The sequence below is a fragment of the Rhizobium sp. 62_C5_N11_2 genome (genome assembly GCF_051811185.1).
GTDB lineage: Bacteria > Pseudomonadota > Alphaproteobacteria > Rhizobiales > Rhizobiaceae > Rhizobium > Rhizobium leguminosarum.
Genome location: NZ_JBPWPW010000006.1, coordinates 113,952 through 133,593, shown reverse-complemented (window position 1 = coordinate 133,593; position 19,642 = coordinate 113,952). Strand labels below are relative to the sequence as shown.

The 19,642-nt window shown below is 58.8% G+C and carries 15 protein-coding genes and 5 pseudogenes; 9 read left to right on the top strand and 11 right to left on the bottom strand.

Annotation, left to right across the window (positions count from 1 at the left end; genetic code table 11):
- Window positions 1–112 precede the first annotated feature (112 nt).
- Both AB8B31_RS35375 and AB8B31_RS35370 read right to left on the bottom strand, forming a co-directional pair.
- Window positions 113–1,552: pseudogene (locus tag AB8B31_RS35375) on the bottom strand (putative bifunctional diguanylate cyclase/phosphodiesterase); the annotation flags it as partial.
- Window positions 1,553–1,599: 47 nt separating this feature from the next.
- A pseudogene (locus AB8B31_RS35370) lies at window positions 1,600–2,325 on the bottom strand (PAS-domain containing protein); the annotation flags it as partial.
- Between the two features lie 928 nt (window positions 2,326–3,253).
- Between AB8B31_RS35370 and AB8B31_RS35365 the strand changes: the two are divergent.
- Window positions 3,254–5,047, top strand: a complete 1,794-nt coding sequence (locus AB8B31_RS35365) for an EAL domain-containing protein (protein WP_112840518.1) — start codon at window positions 3,254–3,256, stop codon at window positions 5,045–5,047.
- 239 nt (window positions 5,048–5,286) lie between these two features.
- Window positions 5,287–6,207 (top strand): HD-GYP domain-containing protein, encoded by a 921-nt coding sequence (locus AB8B31_RS35360; RefSeq protein WP_439007731.1) that lies wholly within the window; start codon window positions 5,287–5,289, stop codon window positions 6,205–6,207.
- A 337-nt stretch (window positions 6,208–6,544) separates the two neighbouring features.
- On the opposite strand, the pseudogene AB8B31_RS35355 reads toward AB8B31_RS35360, so the two are convergent.
- Window positions 6,545–7,387, bottom strand: a pseudogene (locus AB8B31_RS35355) (DDE-type integrase/transposase/recombinase); the annotation flags it as partial.
- Between the two features lie 2 nt (window positions 7,388–7,389).
- On the opposite strand from AB8B31_RS35355, the pseudogene AB8B31_RS35350 reads away from it, so the two are divergent.
- Window positions 7,390–7,740 (top strand): annotated as a pseudogene (locus tag AB8B31_RS35350) (ATP-binding protein); the annotation flags it as partial.
- Between the two features lie 90 nt (window positions 7,741–7,830).
- Here AB8B31_RS35350 and AB8B31_RS35345 read toward each other — a convergent pair.
- A complete protein-coding gene (locus tag AB8B31_RS35345) occupies window positions 7,831–8,061 on the bottom strand; it encodes a tyrosine-type recombinase/integrase (protein WP_439007730.1) in 231 nt (76 codons plus the stop codon).
- On the opposite strand from AB8B31_RS35345, the gene AB8B31_RS35340 reads away from it, so the two are divergent.
- A complete protein-coding gene (locus AB8B31_RS35340; protein WP_439007729.1) occupies window positions 8,006–8,284 on the top strand; it encodes a helix-turn-helix domain-containing protein in 279 nt (92 codons plus the stop codon). The genes AB8B31_RS35345 and AB8B31_RS35340 overlap by 56 nt on opposite strands.
- 64 nt (window positions 8,285–8,348) lie before the next feature.
- Here AB8B31_RS35340 and AB8B31_RS35335 read toward each other — a convergent pair whose 3' ends face one another.
- From AB8B31_RS35335 to AB8B31_RS35325, 3 genes are all read right to left on the bottom strand, one after another.
- Window positions 8,349–8,858 carry a TspO/MBR family protein gene (locus tag AB8B31_RS35335; protein WP_439007728.1) on the bottom strand — a complete coding sequence of 170 codons (510 nt, stop codon included), beginning with the start codon at window positions 8,856–8,858 and terminating at the stop codon, window positions 8,349–8,351.
- Between the two features lie 68 nt (window positions 8,859–8,926).
- Window positions 8,927–9,325, bottom strand: a complete 399-nt coding sequence (locus AB8B31_RS35330) for a response regulator (protein ID WP_439007727.1) — start codon at window positions 9,323–9,325, stop codon at window positions 8,927–8,929.
- A gap of 30 nt (window positions 9,326–9,355) precedes the next feature.
- Window positions 9,356–11,890, bottom strand: a complete 2,535-nt coding sequence (locus AB8B31_RS35325) for a PAS domain S-box protein (protein WP_112840508.1) — start codon at window positions 11,888–11,890, stop codon at window positions 9,356–9,358.
- A 242-nt stretch (window positions 11,891–12,132) separates the two neighbouring features.
- Here AB8B31_RS35325 and AB8B31_RS35320 point away from each other — a divergent pair.
- The 3 genes and pseudogenes from AB8B31_RS35320 to AB8B31_RS35310 all read left to right on the top strand — a co-directional run.
- Window positions 12,133–12,856: pseudogene (locus AB8B31_RS35320) on the top strand (alpha/beta fold hydrolase); the annotation flags it as partial.
- 702 nt (window positions 12,857–13,558) lie between these two features.
- Window positions 13,559–13,993, top strand: a complete 435-nt coding sequence (locus tag AB8B31_RS35315) for a hypothetical protein (RefSeq protein ID WP_112840521.1) — start codon at window positions 13,559–13,561, stop codon at window positions 13,991–13,993.
- Window positions 13,938–14,687 (top strand): GAF domain-containing protein, encoded by a 750-nt coding sequence (locus AB8B31_RS35310; protein WP_439007726.1) that lies wholly within the window; start codon window positions 13,938–13,940, stop codon window positions 14,685–14,687. The genes AB8B31_RS35315 and AB8B31_RS35310 overlap by 56 nt, the downstream gene beginning before the upstream one ends.
- Here AB8B31_RS35310 and AB8B31_RS35305 read toward each other — a convergent pair.
- From AB8B31_RS35305 to AB8B31_RS35290, 4 genes are all read right to left on the bottom strand, one after another.
- Window positions 14,641–15,618 carry a DMT family transporter gene (locus tag AB8B31_RS35305; protein WP_112849404.1) on the bottom strand — a complete coding sequence of 326 codons (978 nt, stop codon included), beginning with the start codon at window positions 15,616–15,618 and terminating at the stop codon, window positions 14,641–14,643. The two genes, AB8B31_RS35310 and AB8B31_RS35305, sit on opposite strands and share 47 nt — an antisense overlap.
- A 47-nt stretch (window positions 15,619–15,665) precedes the next feature.
- Window positions 15,666–16,499, bottom strand: coding sequence for a DMT family transporter (locus AB8B31_RS35300; RefSeq protein WP_112840511.1), 834 nt, complete (start codon window positions 16,497–16,499; stop codon window positions 15,666–15,668).
- The gene (locus AB8B31_RS35295) at window positions 16,496–17,077 is read right to left on the bottom strand and encodes a TetR/AcrR family transcriptional regulator (protein ID WP_439007725.1); all 582 of its coding nucleotides are present in this window, start codon (window positions 17,075–17,077) and stop codon (window positions 16,496–16,498) included. The genes AB8B31_RS35300 and AB8B31_RS35295 overlap by 4 nt, the downstream gene beginning before the upstream one ends.
- A gap of 75 nt (window positions 17,078–17,152) precedes the next feature.
- Window positions 17,153–17,317, bottom strand: coding sequence for a hypothetical protein (locus AB8B31_RS35290; protein ID WP_162710713.1), 165 nt, complete (start codon window positions 17,315–17,317; stop codon window positions 17,153–17,155).
- A gap of 170 nt (window positions 17,318–17,487) precedes the next feature.
- Here AB8B31_RS35290 and AB8B31_RS35285 point away from each other — a divergent pair, with 170 nt between their 5' ends.
- Both AB8B31_RS35285 and AB8B31_RS35280 read left to right on the top strand, forming a co-directional pair.
- Window positions 17,488–18,102, top strand: a complete 615-nt coding sequence (locus tag AB8B31_RS35285; RefSeq protein ID WP_112840513.1) for a LysE family translocator — start codon at window positions 17,488–17,490, stop codon at window positions 18,100–18,102.
- 281 nt (window positions 18,103–18,383) lie between these two features.
- Window positions 18,384–19,553: a tyrosine-type recombinase/integrase gene (locus AB8B31_RS35280; protein WP_112840514.1), complete on the top strand. Its 1,170-nt coding sequence runs from the start codon at window positions 18,384–18,386 to the stop codon at window positions 19,551–19,553.
- The last annotated feature ends 89 nt before the right edge of the window (window positions 19,554–19,642 follow it).

Below are 19,642 nucleotides of genomic sequence, written 5' to 3'. Positions count from 1 at the left end.
TCACGAGTTGGGGTCTCCGGCAAAGCCGGGGCGGTTCAAGATACTGCCTGCCCTGTGGTCGACATGGCTATGACGTAAACCATTGTTCCGCGCCGCATTTAGAGCTCTCAACTTATGAATGCGCGGAAACGGCTGCGGTGTTGTGCACCATCTGGTCGCGGCTTTCAAGAAAACTCACGGTTTCAGACGCCGGCATCGCTTTGCCGAAAAGGTAGCCTTGGCCGATATCGCAACCGTGCTGCAGAAAGTACGCCAATTGGGAATTCTCTTCGATACCCTCGACAGTCGTCTTGATTTCAAGGCCCCGGCTGAGGTTCAGGAGCGCCTGGACGATTTTCTCGTGCCGGTCGCCCTTGTTTCGAAGTGACGTGACGAAACTTTTGTCAATCTTGATCTTGTCGAATTTGTACCGGGCCAGCTGTGCCAGGCTGGAATAGCCGGTGCCAAAGTCGTCGAGTGCGATTTGGATACCGGCATTGTGCAGATCGTCAATGATCGAGGCAGCCAGATCCGGATCCTCAATCAATGCATTTTCGGTGATTTCCACTTCCAGACGTGCGGGAGAAAGTCCGACCGCCTTCAGAATTTCCAGAATTCGTGACGTGAGCAGCCGGTCCTCCATCTGAACGGGGGACAAATTGAAGGAGAGAACGATGTCGTCCGACCACAGTTTTGCGTCTTCACAGGCCACTTTCAGTAGCTGCTGAAACAGTGTGGTAATCAAGCCGGTCTCCTCGGCGATCGATATGAAAAGTTGCGGCGAAACAATGGAGCCGTCCTCTTCCGTCCATCGTGCAAGGGCTTCAAAGCCACAAACAGAGCCTGAGCGAAGATCGATAAGGGGTTGATAAAAAGGCTTGATGCGTCCCGCCTCGATCGCATCTCGCAGCTTGCCCTCGAGTTTGGCACGGGCCGATACCTTCAGCTGCATGTCCTCGTGAAACAGAAAGGACGTGTTGGCGCCTTTGCTCTTGGCCTCATAAAGGGCGATGTCGGACTTGTGACAAACATCCTGCGGTAGATCGCCATGCTCCGGCCAGCGGGCATATCCGATACTTGCCCCGACCTGACAGCAGATCATGCCCACCTGGATCGGGCGGGTTACGGAATGAATGATCAGGCTGGCAAAGCGCTCTTCCTTCTCGGGTGCCAATCCCCTCGCGACGACGATGAACTCGTCACCACCAAAACGGAAAACGCAGCCTTCGGCGGCAAATGCCGCCAGGCGTTTTGAAACCTCCCGCAACAACTGGTCTCCGCCTTGATGACCGACCAGGTCATTGACCTTCTTGAACCCGTCGAGGTCGATCGAAAAAATCGTCGCAATCGGCAGACGGGGGGCCTCGTCATTCGAGGGAGCTTGTAAAATTTCGAATTTTTCGAAGGCGTACCGGTTTGGGAGCCGTGTTAGATGATCATGTGTGGCGATCCAATGTGCCCGTCGGGCATGTTCGTGCTGTCGCTGCATCTCTTTGCGTAGATCGAAGATCCGCAACAGTGAATAGACGAAACTCGCAAGCCCGACGATAAACACGCTGAGAACCAGGATGTCGATCGTAGGGACACTAAGACTTCGAAAGATATTTTCCCGTGTTCGATGCGGCCCGCCGAGAGGAAGCTCTCCATAAGGTCCACCATCCGCGAAACGGCGCCGCGGATCAGCCCAGCCTTTTCTTCAACGAACTCGCTCGTGACGGCATGCCTGCGCCGCTGGAGCCGCTGGGCCGCACCGTCGATGATGGCGAGCGGCGTTCGGAACTCATGGGAGGTCATCGTTACGAACTGGCGCTGCAGCTCGTTGATGTGACGTTCCTGGTCGAGTAGTCTCCTGAGTTCCTCGGCCTGCCGTTCGATTTCTTCGGTTCGAAGCGAAACCAGCTCCTCAAGTGTTTCCTTGTGTCTGAGGAGTGCCTGCTCGGCTCGTCTGTTTATCGTGACGTCGAGATAGGTCAACACACTTCCACCCCCGGGCTTTGGCGCCGATCGCATTTCTATGACGAGACCCGTCCCGACCTCGCGATCGAAACGATGCTCCTCGAAGCGCCGGACATGGCTGAGGCGCTCGCGCACCTTTTCTTCGGGATCGCCTGGGCCATATTCGCCCCGGTGTGCGTTGTATCTGAACACGCCTTCGAGGTTCGAGCCGGCGGGAAACATGTCTTCCGACAGATCCAGCAGCTCATAGAATTTTCGGTTGGTCACCAGCATAGTAAGGTCGTTGTCGAGTACGCAGATACCGCCAGGAAAGTTGTCGATCGTGGCGTGCAATAGGCCCGTCGCATCTTCACGACTGTCGTTTTCTCTGGCTTCGTACACATTCGACATCAACTCATCCTAAATTAGCGCACGGTCAGATTGCCGCAGGACGGAATGCAACTCCCGTCATCGTTGTAATCACCAGATGTTAGTTGTGTATTAAAATCAGGGCAGCAACTTTAGGGATACGATTGGGGAGTGGCATAATCTGTAAGGAGTGCCGTCTTGCATGAAGCACAATCACGAGGCCCGGTCTTGGGCACAGTTTGCGAACTCATTGGCAACCTTTCGGCGTCAACGTTCTCAAGACGAAGTGACCGAGTCCTGAATGCGGCCGCCATAGGAACCTCTCACCATCAGTTGCCAATTGCTGGCAACGTTTTCAAACCGCGTCTTGAATCACCATCGGCGTGCTCCGAAATTGATTGTCACGGTTGCTCGTTGAGGATCTAACGCTGGAGCGCTGTCTTAGGCGCTCCTGTACCCCTGTTGCTTCAAGTAGGACATGGCTATGCGAGGCATCAGTCAAAAACTTTACCAAAACTCCAGAATGGGTCGGAGCACGACCCTTTGTGGGTGTATGCTGTTTCACAATCATATCATACGTTGTATCGTGGAATGGCAGGTGGTCCGGTGGGATTCGTCAGAAGTGTAAGGGAGCATACCGTCGATGAACTTCGCCAGCCCTATTCATTCCTCGCAACCTCTGATTTTTCTTGCCGGGGCCTATGAGGAAGTATCGCCAGTCGCCCTCAGCCTTCGAGAAATAGGATGTTCATGCGTTTGCTCTCCAGATTACCGGACCTTTGAGCAACATGTCCGATTGCTAAAGCCGGACCTCCTGTTGCTGGATAGCGGTATCTACGGGGATTTCTTCGGTGATGCAAAGCGTCGCGACGAGATCCAGTCTATTCCAGCGATTCATCTCGTCTCCACAGCCGCCGACAGGGCGCCGGCATTTGCCGCGGGTGCAGTGGACTGTGTCATCAAGCCTGTACTGACCGAAGAACTGATGGCGCGTGTGCAGGCCCGTCTCGAGTTGACGCAGACGCAGAAACAGCTTGCCCAGCGCAACATGCAATTCACCACCATACTGGAAAGCATCGGTCAGGGCGCCTGTTTGTTCGACGCGGACCAGCGGTTGGTACTGTCCAATCGCTGTTATGCCGAGGTGTATGGCCTGGCTCCGGAGATGATCAAGCCCGGAATGACTTTGAGTGCTATAGCCGAGTTGCGTTATTCCGTCGGCGCTGGTCCCGTCGTGGCGTCCGACGAGTTTCTGGCTTGGTGCGACTCGATCAATTCCAGGTCTTCGCCGCAGGACTGGTCGATGGAGTTGACGTCGGGCAAAGTCATTCGCGTTCATCATGAACGAACATCCGACGGCGGATGGGTTTCTACGCACGAGGATATTACCGAGCACCGAACCGCCGAACGCCAGATAGCGCATCTGGCGCTGCATGATCCGCTAACCGATCTGCCCAACCGCGCCGCACTGAAGCAGAAACTCGAGGCATTGCTCGAACAGCATCGCACGCAAGGGTCACAGTTTGCGGTACTGTGTCTCGACCTGGACCGTTTCAAGGAGGTCAACGACGTCTTCGGCCACAATGTCGGAGACCTGGTTTTATGCCTGGCAGCCAAGCGTTTAAAAGCAGTCGCGGCGGGTGCCTTCGTCGCACGCTTGGGCGGTGACGAGTTCATGGTTTTGGTTGAAGCTGATGCCAGCTCCGTAGCACAGCTCGCCGATCTGATTATCACCGTTCTGAGCGAGGATGCCGAGATTGAGGGGACCCGGATCCGAATGGGTACGAGCCTTGGCGTCGCAGTCTTTCCAGCCGATGGCGACAGTGCCGCCGACCTGATGGGCAACGCCGACGCCGCTCTCTATCGCGCCAAGGCTGACGGACGTGGCGCCGCCCGATTTTTCGAACCGCAAATGGATAAGTGGTTGCGAGAACGGCGAGCATTGCAGCGTGACCTGCAGGCTGCAATTTCGCAACAGCAATTGTCGATCTTTTATCAGCCACAGGCTAACATCGGCGGGGATGTCACTGGCTTCGAGGCCTTGCTACGGTGGAATCATCCGATCCGCGGCACTATTCCACCGTCCGTCTTTATTCCGATTGCGGAAGAGAGCAGCCTGATGCTCGAGATCGGCGAGTGGGTGTTGCGTGAGGCCTGTCGCGAGGCAGCCTCGTGGCCGCGGAAGCTTTCGGTCGCCGTCAACCTCTCTCCGGTGCAATTTAAGCATGGCGACCTGACCGGCCTTGTAAAGTCAGTCCTGATTGAAACCGGACTTGAGCCCGAACGGTTGGAGCTCGAGATCACCGAAGGTGTTTTGATCGATGACCATGAACGAGCCATTTCGACGTTGGGGCACCTCAAGGCGCTGGGTGTACGCATCGCCATGGATGATTTCGGAACCGGCTATTCGTCCCTGTCCTATCTGCAATCCTTTCCCTTCGATAAGATCAAGATTGACCAGTCTTTTGTGCGTAACATCGGGCTTTCCCAGTCTTCGGCGATCATACGGGCGGTGATTGGACTCGGGCGCGGGCTGGATCTACCGATTATCGCCGAAGGCGTGGAAACAACGGATCAACTGGTGTTCCTGACCCGTGAGGCGTGCGATCAAGTGCAGGGCTACCTGGTGGGCCGCCCCCGTCCGATTTCCGACTATGCCAAGCATGTCGGACGAGCGGACGCGCCGCCAGTATCCATTCCTGCCGAAATGTCCCGTCATTCGGTCGCAAGCCGCCACAGCTCAGGCGGGAGCTCGCCGTTGTAACCAATGAAGGATTCGGCCAGATCCTGACGGAAGTGCAAAACATCGAACGCAGAAAAGGCGGTGTCCCAGGCCATGTTGTCCCATCACAGGCGAACGGCGATTTTCGCCGGGGCAAAGTTGCATCGACGTCGCTTTACTACTTCGGTACATTCAAACACAATGAATCAGACGATTTGCCGCGGTCGAACCCGCTTGGTCAAAAACTGATTTGATGCCCCCGAAACGTATGAGATGGCCCGATGCTCAAACGCATTAATCTAAAGCAGGTACGGGTGGGCATGTTCATCGAGGCGATCGAGGGGCACTGGATAGATCATCCCTTCTGGCGTAACCAATTTCGACTTGACCGCGCCAGGGACGTTGAGAAGCTGAAGAGCAGTAATGCCGCTGCGGTGGTCATCGATACCGACAAGGGATTGGATGTCGTCTCACCTTCGGCCACGAGGGAAAGCGCAGCAGCACCCAAAAATCCCTCACTGAAACGCGCCTTAGAGACGATCGAGCAATCGAAGCCGCTGATCACGGAGATGTTCGAAAATGCGAGGATGGGAGGCGCCGTTCCGGTTTCACACGCCGCGCAAGCCGTCAGGCATATAGCGATATGCATGCAACAAAGCTCAAGGGCATTGATCGAAGTGACCCGTCTCAAATCCAGAGACGAATACACTTTTCTGCATTCCATCGCCGTCAGTGGCCTAATGGTTCATTTGGCACGCGCTGTCGATCTCGACGAAGAGACCGTTCGTGACGTCGGGATGGGTGGACTTCTCCATGACATTGGGAAAATGCGCATCCCGCTGAAAGTGCTGAACAAGGTCGGGCCGCTCAGCGACGAGGAAATGGATCAGATCCGCCTGCATCCCCGCCACGGCTACGAGTTGCTCGCCCGGCAAGGCGGCGTGTCGAGAGTAATACTGGACATCTGCCTCCACCATCATGAAAGTATCGATGGGAGGGGCTACCCGAAGGGGCTTGCCGGCAGCGAAATTAGCGTTCCAGTCCGCATCTGCTCGATTTGCGATGTCTACGATGCGTTAACATCTGCGAGAGCGTACAAAAAGGCATGGAGCCCAACAGATGCAGCACGGTTCATGCTTGAACAGGAGGGTCGGTTCGACCGTCGGCTGCTGATGCAATTCTTTCATAGCTTGAACCTTTAGCGAAGCTCGACGCCGCAGCGGACCTGACGGCAGCTGTCGTCTTTGCGGCGCTTTGCACGGCTTTTAGGGGCTCGGTGGGCATTTCTGCAATAGTACCCGCTAAGGGAAATCGAAGGTGTTTGGATTGAAGCGGTTAGCGCGGATCGCGCCTGAAGCGTTCGAGGGGAACGTCAACTTCATTCCAGAGATAATCGCCGGTCAGCGCGATATGCGCCCGTTTGCATCACGTAGTTGCGGATTTCACTAAATTGGGACAGCGGTTTCAGCAAGTCGCGGACAAGCATTTCGCTAAGTCGCGGACAACGGATGCGATCGAGTTCCGGTTGCTTTGTTGCTGTTACGGGTGATTGATTTCGGTTATTTCGCCGCCGGTCAAGAGCGTCGGTGCTTTTCGTTTCCGCATGCTGTCGCCTTCGAGCGTTATGCGGTGTGCGTTGTGAACAATACGGTCCAAAATCGCATCAGCTAAAGTGGCCTCTCCGATCATTTCGTGCCAGGCGGCCACGGGAAGCTGAGCCGTGATCAGGGTCGATTTCCGCCGATATCTTTCCTCGAAGATTTCCAGGAGATCGAGGCGCTGTCTGTCGTTCAGCGTAGGGGTTCCTGGTGCGATGTAGTGCCAGTCAACCTTGTGATCCTTTGACCAGGCGAGGATGGCGTTCGAGGTGAGTTCTGTGCCGTTGTCCGAAACAATCATTCCCGGTTTCCCCCGCTGTTGTATCAGTGCCGTCAGTTCACGAGCCACACGTCGGCCGGAGATCGAGGTGTCCGGGATTGCCGCCAGGCATTCGCGCGTGACATCATCGACAATGTTGAGCACGCGGAAACGTCTGCCGCAGGCGAACTGATCGTGGACGAAATCCAGCGACCAGCGGGCATTTGCCTTTGCTTCGACGAGGATTGGCGCACGCATGCCAACGGCGCGCCGCCTAGCTTTGCGCTTGCGAATGGAAAGACCCTCCTCGCGATACAGCCGGTAGATACGATTGACGCCGGACGGCTCCTCCCGCCGAAGCAAGATGAACAGTCGTCGGCATCCGAAACGCCGGCGAACATTGGCCAGATCGCGCAGCTTCGTTCGCAGCTCGACTTCCGGCGGTCGGCAGGATCGGTAGCGGATCATCTTGCGGTCGGCGGATATAATCTGGCAGGCCCGCCGTTCCGAAAGCCCCATCTCGGCTGCGCCGCCAGAAGCGCTTCGAAGCCCGCGCGAGGGCTGCCAAGCTGCGTCATGATGCAAAGATCGAGAATGCCGACTTTCGTGCAGCACGCGGCCCCGATCGCAACCTGTTCATGGCGCTTGCCGGCTGCGACTGGATCAGAAAGCACCACAGCCTTCTCATCACCGGGCCAGCCGGTGTTGGCAAAAGCTGGCTTGCCTACGAACTCGGCCACAAAGCATGCCGCGAGGATTTCTCCGTCGCCTACCACCGGGTTCCCCGGCTGTTCGCCACGCTCGCCCTTGCAAGGGGTGACGGGCGATATGGCCGGATTCTCAAATCACTCGCCAAGACCGACCTGCTTATCCTCGATTAACGTGCACTGCGCAGAGATGTGGAGCTGACACCGCAAGAATCCGCAGACGCGCGACTTCCCACGATACAACTCCACATAACTGAGCGTCTACAAGCTGCGCAGCCAGCCTAATATCCCGCCATCATGAGCGATGATCGTCTGATCTTTTGCCGATGACATCACGTCGGGAAAGACTTGTTCGAGCGCTTGCCGCTTCATATCGATATCGGCCCGCGCGTAGCGCATCGTTACGTTCAGCCCCGAGTGGCCAAGCCATTGACTGATGGTGGCGATGTCAACACCCGCCTTGAGAAGGTGGATGGCCGTCGTGTGCCGCATATCAGCCCGTACCCTGCAGAGGCGTCTTAAATGTTGCGGCGTCGAATTTGAGGAAATGCTCGATGAGACCCGGCGAAGTGAGGCGATCCGACTGATCCGCGAAGGTCGTCACAGTATGACCGAGATCGCCTATAGGGTGGGTTACAGCGATCCCGCGCATTCACGCGCGCGTTCAGACGTTGGACAGGAATGGCGCCATCTCGATTTCCAGCAGATCTCTTGATATGAGGGGATGAAGGCATGGGCAGACGCCGCAAGAATGACGCCGAGCTGGCGCGTGTCTGAAGTCATGAGGTTGGCGGCTCGGTCAACCGCCTGGAGACGTCCCCCACCAAATTTAAGCGCCACACTGCGAAATTCAGCGCGGTCGCGAACGTCACCCATATAAGATAAGGCACAAGTAGTAGCGCGGCTGCGAAGTGGATCGGATAAAAAAGTATGATGGTTGCGACGATGGATAACCAAACCAGGACGATGTCGACGAAGCCAAGGTCGGGGCGATGTAGGCCAAAGAAGAGCGGTGTCCAGGCAGCATTGAGAATAAGCTGCACTGCGTATATTGCCAGCGGCAATCCCGCGCCGGCGAAGCCGACTTCTCGCCAGACCAGCCACCCGGCAACGGCGATCATTAAATAGAGGACCGTCCACACTGGGGCGAAAAGCCAGTTCGGCGGACGCCATCGTGGCTTTTTCAATTGTTCGTACCATTCGCCCGGACGAAACCAAGCGCTCGTCAGCGCCGCGAGGAAACAAGCGATGGTGAAGCAACCAAGTCCGATGAGGGAGGAAATGTCCAACTAGGTGAGCCTTCTCATTTTTTCTCCATCATCGGGCGACATCATAGGAAAAGTCGCACTAGCTTGGGTCACGGCTGCGCATTGACTAGCGGTCCATCCGCCGAGACCTGCTGCAACAAACTCTGGATATCGGCCATTGCAAATGGCTTGGCGAGAACGAGCGTGCCCGCAAACTTGGGATCCAGACCACCGGCGCCATAACCCGTCGCGAACACGAATGGGATGCCACGCTCCTTCAGAACGTCGGCAATCGGATAACTCGGCTTTCCATCCAGATTGACGTCGATGATCGCCAGGTCGAATGTGCCTGTCCGTGCAGCGTCAAGCGCCTCCTGCATCCGAGATGCCACAGCGCCAACCTCATGGCCCATCTCTGTCAACGTGTCTTCAATAAAGAAGGCAATGAGCGCCTCATCCTCGACCACAAGCACGCGAAGTTTTTTTGCCAAAAGGCTCATCGCTTCCATCCTTTCAAACGAGCCGCTATGGCAAAACAATCATGTCACTGGCATTGCGATTTCGCACACGACCCCGCTCGGCTCGAATGAGAGCGTTACCTGTGCATCGAATTCGCGTTGGAGCGCACGCTCGAGAAGGCGGCTACCGAAGCCTTTCTGGGTCGGTGATTGGACTTCCGGCCCACCAATCTCCCCCCAGCGCAATTGGAGACGGCGCTCTCCCTCCGCCCCGACGACTTGCCAGTGAATCTCGATGTGCCCCGTCTCGTTCGCAAGGGCGCCGTATTTTGCTGCGTTGGTGCAAAGTTCGTGAAAAGCCATCGATAGCGAGAGAGCGAGTTTGGGCTTGAGACGCAAGGCAGGACCCGAAATCTTAACCCTCTCCTCAGGCCGGACGCAGATCGGCGCGATCGTCCGAGCGATCAATTCGTTGAGGTCGACCCCTTCCCAGTCCTCGCGCGTCAGCACGTCATGGGCCCTGGACAATGCGATAATCCGAGTTTCGAACTGACGGAAAGCGGGCGTATGTGCCTCCCCGCGAAAGGACTGTGCGGCCAGAGACTGAACCGTCGCGAGTGTGTTCTTCACCCGATGGTTGAGCTCGTTGACCAGCAACTGCCGGCGCTTTTCATGACGACGTTTCTCGGTGATATCCCGGGCGATCTTGGATGCTCCGATCACCTTGCCGCGACCATCCTTAAGGGGCGAGACCGTCAGCGAAACATCGAGCAGGCTCCCGTCCTTACGCACGCGTACGGTCTCGTAGGGTGCGACACGCTCGCCCCGTCGGATGCGATCGAGGATCTCTGGCTCTTCGTCCTGGCGATCCGGTGGAATCAGAATGTTGACCGGCTTGCCTATGACCTCCGCCGCTTCGTATCCGAATAGACGTTCCGCCCCCTTGTTCCAGGTCTGAATAACGCCATTCGTGTCCTTGCTGACGATAGCGTCGTGGGAGAACTCGACGATCGCGGCAAGACGCCCGGCATACTCTTCGGCCTTTTTCTGCTCGGTCACGTCAACCAGCATGTTTATTGCACCCACCAGCCTGCCGTCGGAGTCGTGCAGGGGTGTCGGGTAGGGGATAAACGGGACACGTGTGCCGTCCGGGCGCTCCGCGACCGCTTCTATCCCCCGGACAGGCCGATTTTCCTTGAGCGCGACGGCCATAGGGCACTGGTCGTGTGGCAGCGGTGTCCCATCCGGATTATAGAGACGCCAGGTGACACACCATTCCTCTCCCGGTCGCGGCGTCCGTCCCGCCAGGTCGACCGCTGCCTGGTTGAAAAATGTGATCCTTCCGGCGGCGTCTGTCGTGTAGACTGCGGCTGGCAGTGCCTCGAGCAGCTCGCGCATGTGACGTTCGCTCTGAAGGATTTTGTCCTCCATCCGCTTGGCTTCCGTCACATCCTGGATCACCCGGACCCCGTAGCGAAATTTGCCGGAGGCATCCCGTACGCAGGATCCATAAACGTCGAGATGCACCAGCGCGCCGTCTGGTCGCGCCGCGCGCTTGCGCACGGAGTAATGGTTGATTTCGCCGCGGATTTGCTGCGCGTAGAGCTCGGAATCGTGCTGACGGTCATCCACGTGCGTGTAGTCGAAGAACGTCATGTTCAGGAGCTCGTCGCGGGAGCGTCCCAACATTTTGCAAACGGCGTCATTGACGCGAAGCAGCCGGCCCTCCGCGTCCGCTTCGGCGATGCCGATAGTTGCGGCTTCATAGGTGGCCGCCAGGCGCTCCTCGCTCTCGCGCTGCGCGCCCTGGGCTTCATGAAGGCTCGTGACATCGGTTGTGAAACAGCGAGTGTTGATGAATTTCCCGCCGTCGAAGCGGCTGTTAGACGTGATCAGCACATGCTTGACCGACCCGTCCCTGGCCCGCAGCCGCGCGGGATAGCGATCGAGCTTTTCTCCGCAAGAGAGCCGGTGCAGGATATCGCCGATAACGGGCGCATCCGCGTGGAACTCCGCGATGTGCCGTCCGACATACTCGTCCGCGTCGTAGCCGAGCAAGGAGAGCTCTGCCTTGTTGGCGCGCAGGATAATGCCTTCACCGCTCACGATGTGAAGACCTATCGCGCTGTTTTCGAAGAAATCGTCGAGCTCCGCGGCCCGGCTTCGCACTTCACCTTCCAATGCCTTGCGCTCGGAAATGTCCTGGAAGCAGTTGACGGCTCCCTGGATCCGGCCGCGGTGGTCCCGCAACGGGCGGATATTCACAAGGGCAATGATTCGAGAGCCGTCCGGCCGTTCCATCACGACTTCAGCATTCTGTGTCGCCACGCCGGTCTTTACGGCCTCGGCCATCGGGCAGTCGTCGGGGGAAAGCGGGGTGCCGTCCAGGCGGAACAAGCGATGGGATCCGCAAAAGCGGTGCTTCGCCTCATCAATTGGGGGAGCCCTTCCCCATAGTTTCGAGGCTTCGTTGTTGAAACGCACAAGCCATCCGTCGTGGTCGCACACATAGACAGCACCTGGAATCGCTTCGAGCACGGTGGGCGCGGCAGCTATGAGGGCTTCGTACTCAGTTAGCCTGCGCGCGGCGTTCGGAAATTCCTCGACGTTCGACATTTGGCCCCCTGGTTCAAACGGATGCTTCTGCTTCGGCGAGGCGCAGCAAAATCAAATGCCAGCGACGCAAAATTCAATGCATCTTGGTTTACCGATTCAGAAGAACACATTGTAACGCGAGCGCGAGCCAAAAGGTTCCTTGCTCAAGTCGTCTTTCTTGACAACTTGGACATCGTCAATGCGCCAGATGCTTTAGGGTCGGATTGAAACGATCAGGAATTGCTAGGACCAGAGGATGCTTGATGTCGGTACTCGTCCGCAATAACGTGAAGATCGCGGGCCAGGGAACGCGCTCGATGATGTTCGCCCATGGCTTCGGCTGCGACCAGAATATGTGGCGTTTCATCGCCCCCGCTTTCGAGGACAGCTTCCGGACGGTCCTGTTTGACAACGTCGGCGCTGGAGGGTCAGATCTGTCGGCATTCTCTGCGGCCAAGTACAGCCACCTGCACGGCTATGCCGACGATGTTGTCGAGATTGGGCGGGTGCTGAATATCAAAGGCGGGATTTTCGTCGGACATTCGGTCAGCGCCATGATCGGCGTCCTGGCCGCGAAGAAGGCTCCGGAGCTCTTCGAATGCGTCGTGCTGGTCGGCCCGTCGCCGCGCCACATCGACGACGACGGCTATACTGGCGGCTTCAGCGCGGATCAGATCGAGGAACTGCTGGATTTTTCTCGACAGCAATCATATGGGGTGGTCCGCGGCCATGGCGCCGGCGATCATGGGCAATCCCGACAGGCCGGAACTTGGCCAGGAACTGACCAACAGCTTCTGCCGGACCGATCCAGAGATCGTCAAACATTTTGCCCGCACAACCTTCATGTCCGACAACCGCGAGGATCTGGCGGGCCTCGATGCGCGGGCGCTCGTGCTGCAGTGCAAGGATGACGTTATCGCTCCGGTCAGCGTCGGCGAGTATGTTCACCGGCAGCTTCCCAACAGCAAACTGGTTATCCTGGACGCAACCGGTCATTGCCCCAATCTCAGCGCGCCGGACGCAGTGATCAAAGCGATCCGCGAATTTGTCTAAGGATCCCGCCCCCCCAGAGCCGGCCGTTCCGGACAGTAGTAACCAAGCGGAGGACTTCGAGGACCTCCTCGAACAGGAGGGAAAAAGGTGAAAATCAGAAGGCAGAAGAACGCATCCAAAGACAAAGGCGGTCTTCTCGCACGTGCAGGTCGCGCCAATCGGCAGATCACCGCGTGACCATGGCTAGCAAGCTCTCGCCGGCGTCGAACTGCATTCGCACTTCGACAATCAGAAGTATCGCTACCAGCAGCGCGATACCGGCGAAGGTTAGTCGCTGTATCATGATCATCATGCTCCTGGAGAGGCCAGGCGTGGTTTTGGACGCTTGGACTCCCGGTGGCACCGGAAGCGATCGACACGATAATGTACTCTCCTATGTCGCAATTTTCAAACGCTAACAACTGTCGATTGGGTGAACTCCGAGGTTTTTGTTGGCGGCTAGGTAGGATTTCGCCCCTCTGCACGACCTGCCGGCATTTCTTCCGTCATCGGGCGCAGTTCCGTCTGAAGAGCGATTTGGCGCGGCCGGTCAGCTTCACCTCCCCTTTTCACCGGGCATAATGACTGGACCTGGGCATAGGTTTGGTTCACACTTCTGTCGTGGTCTGAGCATTACGCGTCTCAATGGAGGGCGACATGAAGCACCATGAATTCGATCAACTGCAGAATCTTGCCAGGATCCAGGATTATCCTCATCCCGTCATGCCGCGCGACGAGCGACTCCAACGCTGGGCGGAACTCCTCGAAGCGGATCCGCCGCGGCTTCTCTCGACGTTGCACGAAACCGAATATCAGCCGCGCGCGGTGCGCGCCGTGTTGCGCTGCAACAACTCGGCGATCTCGGTCGCCTTCGACGATCCTGTCCTTCGCGCAGCCGGGATGAAAAACGACACTTACGGAGAGGCTAAACGGTTCTTCGAACTGTCTGACAAGCAATTGCACCGTATCGTCTGCTACTGCCATTTCGGCGCGACGGTAAGCGCTCAGACGACCGCCAGCTATATCCGGGCAAAGCATGTTGACCAGCCGGAAAGTCTTATGGCCCGTCTGCGTGCGATGTTTGTTGGATAAGCCGGCAGGGTCTCTTGGCGCTCGCCGTAAGATTAGGGACCAGCACGCTCGCACCGCGGAACAATTCGCGCGGCAGGCCCACGAGCAGAGTGTGCTGTATCGCTTTACCGACCGCCTCTATCGCGCGCGTTCGATGGGTGATGTCTATGATGCGTCTCTGGATGCAATTGCCGATGGACTGGGTTGCGCCAGGGCATCGATCCTCCGCTTCGACGACCATGGGATCATGCGGTTTGTCGCTTGGCGAAACCTGTCTGCCGCCTATCGGCAGGCCGTCGACGGACACTCGCCATGGCGCCCGGGCGATCAAAATGCCGAGCCGATCTTCATCGGCGACGTTCAAACGGCTGACATACCGGAAGCTCTGACGGCAACCATCCTGCAGGAAGGCATTCGCGCCTTTGCGTTTATTCCGCTGACGATCGATGACAAGGTCATCGGCAAGTTCATGACCTATTTTGCAGAGCCTCGCGAGTCCACGCCGAACGAGCTCCAGTTGTCAGTGACGATTGCACGGCAACTCGGCTTCAGCATCGGCCGTCGATTGGCTGACGATAACGCCCGGCGATTGAGCGCCGCCGAAGCACCGACGCCCGGGGGTCTGGCGCCGCAAGAGTCGATCTCGGGCAGGCGATGGCGACGGGCAACTACATTGCCACATCAGGTTGAGACACAATTGCCGCAGTCAATTTAGGCTCACCGTAAAAAGCGCGGATCGCTGCGACGACACCGGCGGTTAGGACCGCAATCCCGCCGGCTTCCGTCAACGTCGGCCAACGGCCCTGGGCTACCAGTCCGAAGAGCGTTCCGAAGACTGTTTCCGACACGATCAATTGAGCGGAAAGCACGACGGGCAACCGTTGTGCGGCGATTGTCCAGGCCGTGGCCCCGCCGACGGATGCCAGGATCGCCAGAGAGGTTCCCCAGACATAAAGTGGTGCCGCAACATTCCAGCCGAGGCCGAGCCTGGGCATCTCGAACACGTCCATCACCACACCGACCGGCACGAACGCCAGCATCTCCAGCCCGCCACTGACCATGATAAGCGCTGTCCAGACGCCCGAATCCACGTTCGGGCGCTTCGCAAGTGCACTCTGGTTGAGAAGGGCGAACCATGTCCATAGGGTCACGGCCGCGACCGCCAACGGAATGCCGATCACCAGCGACTGTGTCGTCGCTATGCTTCCCCGGTCGAAGACGCTGATGTTGACGAGGCAAAGGCCGAGTGCTGCCAGCATGAGAGGCAGGAACAAGACATTCCAGGAGACGGTTCTCTGACGCAGGTTTCCAGTAACCGCCAGCACCACCGGCACCAGCCCCAGAAACGCGGGCGCGATCACCGGGCCTGCAAAGATGGCCGCGCCCACGACTGTCAGGAAATAACCGACATAGCCGATGAACCCGAGCCAGAGTGCCATCAGCAGGTCGTGGACGCTCAAATCTCGGGCGGCCTCCCTTCTTAGGGCAAGAATGCCAAGTCCGACGGCGCCGGAGATCACAAACCGGAATACTGCAAAATCGAAGACTGAATAATCGCCGATGACGAAAGGGACGACAAAATTCAGCGACCACGCGAAGGCCGCGAACAGGGCGGCCGCGATGCCGATCAACATGGATATGTTCATGGGACGGCGCCTTTGTTTGGAGGTTGAAATGCGGATCACTCGGTTTGTCACGAAGAGCCGAGGAAGACGGCGCCGAGCGCGACGATCGCGCAGGCCGTGACGCGCCGCAGCGTCAGCGCCTCGCCGAGAAATACCCGCCCGATCAGCACGGCGAACACCACGCTGGTTTCCCTCAGTGCCGTGATCGGTCCGGCCGGGCCTAGGGCGAAGGCCGCGATCACGGCGCCGTAGGCAATGAGCGACACCATGCCGCCGCCGATTGCCTTCCAGGTCTCCGGCGAGCGAAGCTCCAGCGTGAGTTTTCCGCGCATGGCGACATAGGTTGCCGACATCAAGGCGCCATAGATCAGGAAGATCCAGATCGCGTAGGTGCTTGCGTTGCCGGAGATCCGCACACCGATCGCATCGACCGTGGCATAGCTGGCGATGAACAGGCCGGTCAGCAGCGCAAATAGAATGGATGGCGTCGAAGCTCGCGTCCGGCCCAGAGAAAGGCTCATGATACCGAGTGCGACGAGAACGACCCCGACCATCGCAAGCAGGGTCAGATGTTCCCCGGCAAACACCAGTCCGCCAAGTGTCACCAGCAGCGGCACGCTGCCGCGAACAATGGGATAGACTTGCCCCAGTTCGCCATGCCGGTAGGCCGAAACCAGAAAGACGCTGTAACCAACTTGGAGACAGGAGGAGAGGATGAGATACGGCCATGCCCCGGAAGGCGGAAGAGGAAAGATTGCGGCGAAGGGGATGGCGATCAATGCCATCGCCAGGCCCATGACCGTCACCGTCCAAAGCCGGTCTGCGCCCGAGCGCAGGAAGGCGTTCCATGTCGCATGCAGGACCGCCGCAAAGAGCGCGAGCGCGATGACGGTCGCGCTCATCGAGACCCGTCCGGCATGGCAATGATGCTGGACGCCGCCTTGCGGACGTCACGCATGGCAGCGTCCCCCTGCCCCATCTGCGCCAACAGGGTTGCTCCTTCGAGAAGCATGAAGAGCGCGGCGGCCGCACTTTCAGCCCGATCCGCAGGCATTGTCTCATCGAGAATTTGGCGCAGACGTCGTTTCAGCCCGTCTTTGTGCCCGGCAACAGCCTCAAAGACCGGATGCCCGGCATCGCCGAATTCGGCCAGCGCATGCGCAAACAGGCAACCGTGGAATTCCGGGCTGCGAAACCAGCGTTCATACCAGTCGAAGATGGTGGCGATCTTCTCTTCCGGCGTTGCCACCTGTGCCGCGAGGTCGTCGAGCTGAGCGTTGAACCGGTCCGTCCTGTAGCGCAGCACTTCGACGATCAGTCCGTCCTTGCTGGGGAAATGGCGATACATCGTCATCTTGGCCACGTCCGCCTCGGCGATGATGCGGTCGATACCGGTTGCGTGGAAACCGTTGCTCTTGAATAGGGCATAGGCGGTTTCGATGATGTGCCGACGTTTATCGGAGGCGACTGGTGATGGCATGGCAAAAACCCATGGTGATGAGACAGGTCTGTATCATCACCATGGACTGAATTGCCGTGGCCGTCAAGAAGGCCGCTATCGCATCGCGATCATGGTCAGCGCGACAGCGACAAATGCCAGTGCGGCCGAGATCGCACCGAACGCGCACGTGCCGGTCCAATCCCATAGGGAATAGGCCGCGCCGCCGAGCAGCATGGTCGCCATGAAGGCGGCATTGAGAGGCGCGCGCATCGTGTGCATAGACCGCACTTGGCTGGCGACCCGAGACGGCGTTTCCAACGACACCTAAATCCTTGCCGCGCGCCGTGGAGGATGGGCTCCCTGCCCCCCATCCCTGATTTTCCGACTATCGTGCCGCCGCAAATCAGTTATTCTGAATTCCCGAGATCAATCGACATTTCGGGGGTTCAATGGACATTTCGACCTTACTCGCCTTCGCGGCGGCATTCTTCGTCTTCGCCGCCAGTCCCGGCCCGGACAACATGACCATTGTCGCACGCACGATTTCCAACGGCGCGGCGTCTGGCATCGCCTATGGCGCGGGAACTGTCGTCGGTATCCTGATCTTTCTTACACTCGCCGCCTTCGGCCTTTCGTTTCTCGCGGCCGAGATGGGCATCGTCATGATCGTCCTGCGCTATGCAGGGGCTGCCTATCTGATCTGGATGGGCGTGAAACTCTGGACGGCCGAGCCTGTTGTCCCCGAATTGCAGCCTGTCAGCGGCCGGCGTGGGTTGACCACGGTTTTTGCGACCGGCGTTGCTCTTAACCTCGGCAATCCAAAAATGCCGCTGTTTTATGTAGCGCTGTTGCCGAATGTCGTAGGCGCTTCATTGACGCTCGGCCATCTCGGAGCGCTGGCAGCGGTGATCCTCGTCGTTGAAGTGCTGGTCATCGGCGGGCATGTGATCCTTGCCACCCGAGCTCGCAGGCTTCTGCGCAGCGCATGCATCGTGCGGAGGGTGAACCGAGCCGCCGGTGGCGTCATGATTGGCGCTGGCGTGGCGGTCGTTGCTAGCCGCTGACCACGCGTCACAACAGACTGGTCCCGTGCCTTCGGCGACGAAGGCGGCGTCCGCCTCGCTCAAATCGTAGCGCGCCCGGTCGCCCAAGCCGGCAAGGGAGGCACGGGCCGCCGGCGGGACTGGGGTGGTGAGCGGTGAGCGGAGGCGCGAATCCATGCCGAGAGCTTAATCGCGGCGCGCGGTTTATACCAACAGATTTCGCCTAAACCGCACCGCCCGTCGCCTCCATTTTATGTCCGGTAACCTTCCATTACCGGACATATTCTGATAGCCTCCCAATCATGCAACAGCCCCCGACAAACACGCCCAAAATCGACGATTTTGCCGATCGCGATCCTTCCGACGATGTCGATCTCGTCATGGAAATGGGGGCACCACCCCCCGCCCCGCCGGCGACGCTCGCCCCGCAGCCGACACCTGGTGTCCCGACACCCCACGTCCCGGCGCGGCTGGAGGCCCTGGTCGCGACCGCCACCGCCTACGCCAACGCCGCCAGTTCCGAAAACACCCGCCACGCCTACGCCAAGGACTGGCGCCACTTCACCGCCTGGTGCCGTCGCGAAGGTTTTGATCCGCTGCCGCCGTCGAGCCAGGTCATCGGCCTCTACATTGGCGCCTGTGCATCAGGCACTGCCTCGGGCACCGCTGCCGGCGATCCAAAGCGCGGAGTCCCTCGCCTTTCGGTCGCGACGATCGAGCGGCGTCTCTCCGGCCTGGGCTGGAACTTTACCCAGCGCGGCGCGCCGATGGATCGCTCCGATCGGCATATTGCGACGGTACTCGCCGGCATTCGCCGCAAGCACGCAACGCCGCCACGGCAGAAAGAGGCCGTGCTGGGCGACGACATCAAGGCGATGGTCAACACCCTTGGCCATGATCTGAGGGGTCTGCGCGACCGGGCCATCCTGCTGCTGGGCTTCGCCGGCGGCCTACGGCGCTCCGAGATCGTCGGGCTCGATGTTGTCCGCGACGACGATAGCGACGGCCATGGCTGGATCGAGATTTTTCCCAACCAGGGCGTTCTGGTAACGCTGCGCGGCAAGACCGGATGGCGCGAGGTCGAGGTCGGTCGCGGCGCTTCCGACCAGACCTGCCCCGTTGCTGCCCTCGAAAGCTGGATTCGCTTCGGCCGGATCGCCAGAGGCCCGCTGTTCCGGCGCATCTTCAAGGATAACAAGACCGTCGACGTCGAGCGGCTCTCCGACAAGCATGTCGCCCGCCTGGTCAAGCGGACCGCACTCGCCGCCGGCGTCCGTTCCGACCTGCCGGAAGGGGAACGTGAGTTGCTGTTCTCAGGGCACTCGCTGCGCGCCGGCCTTGCCTCCTCGGCCGACATCGAGGAGCGCTACGTTCAGAAACAACTCGGCCACGCCTCGGCCGAGATGACCCGCAAATATCAGCGGCGGCGCGACCGCTTCCGCACCAATCTCACCAAGGCGTCCGGGCTCTGAATCACGCCCAATATGAGCCAATTTCTCGGCAGGCTGCTCTCAGTTTCGTAGATAACGGGCGCGGACGGCGCCAGCGGGCATCAACTGCT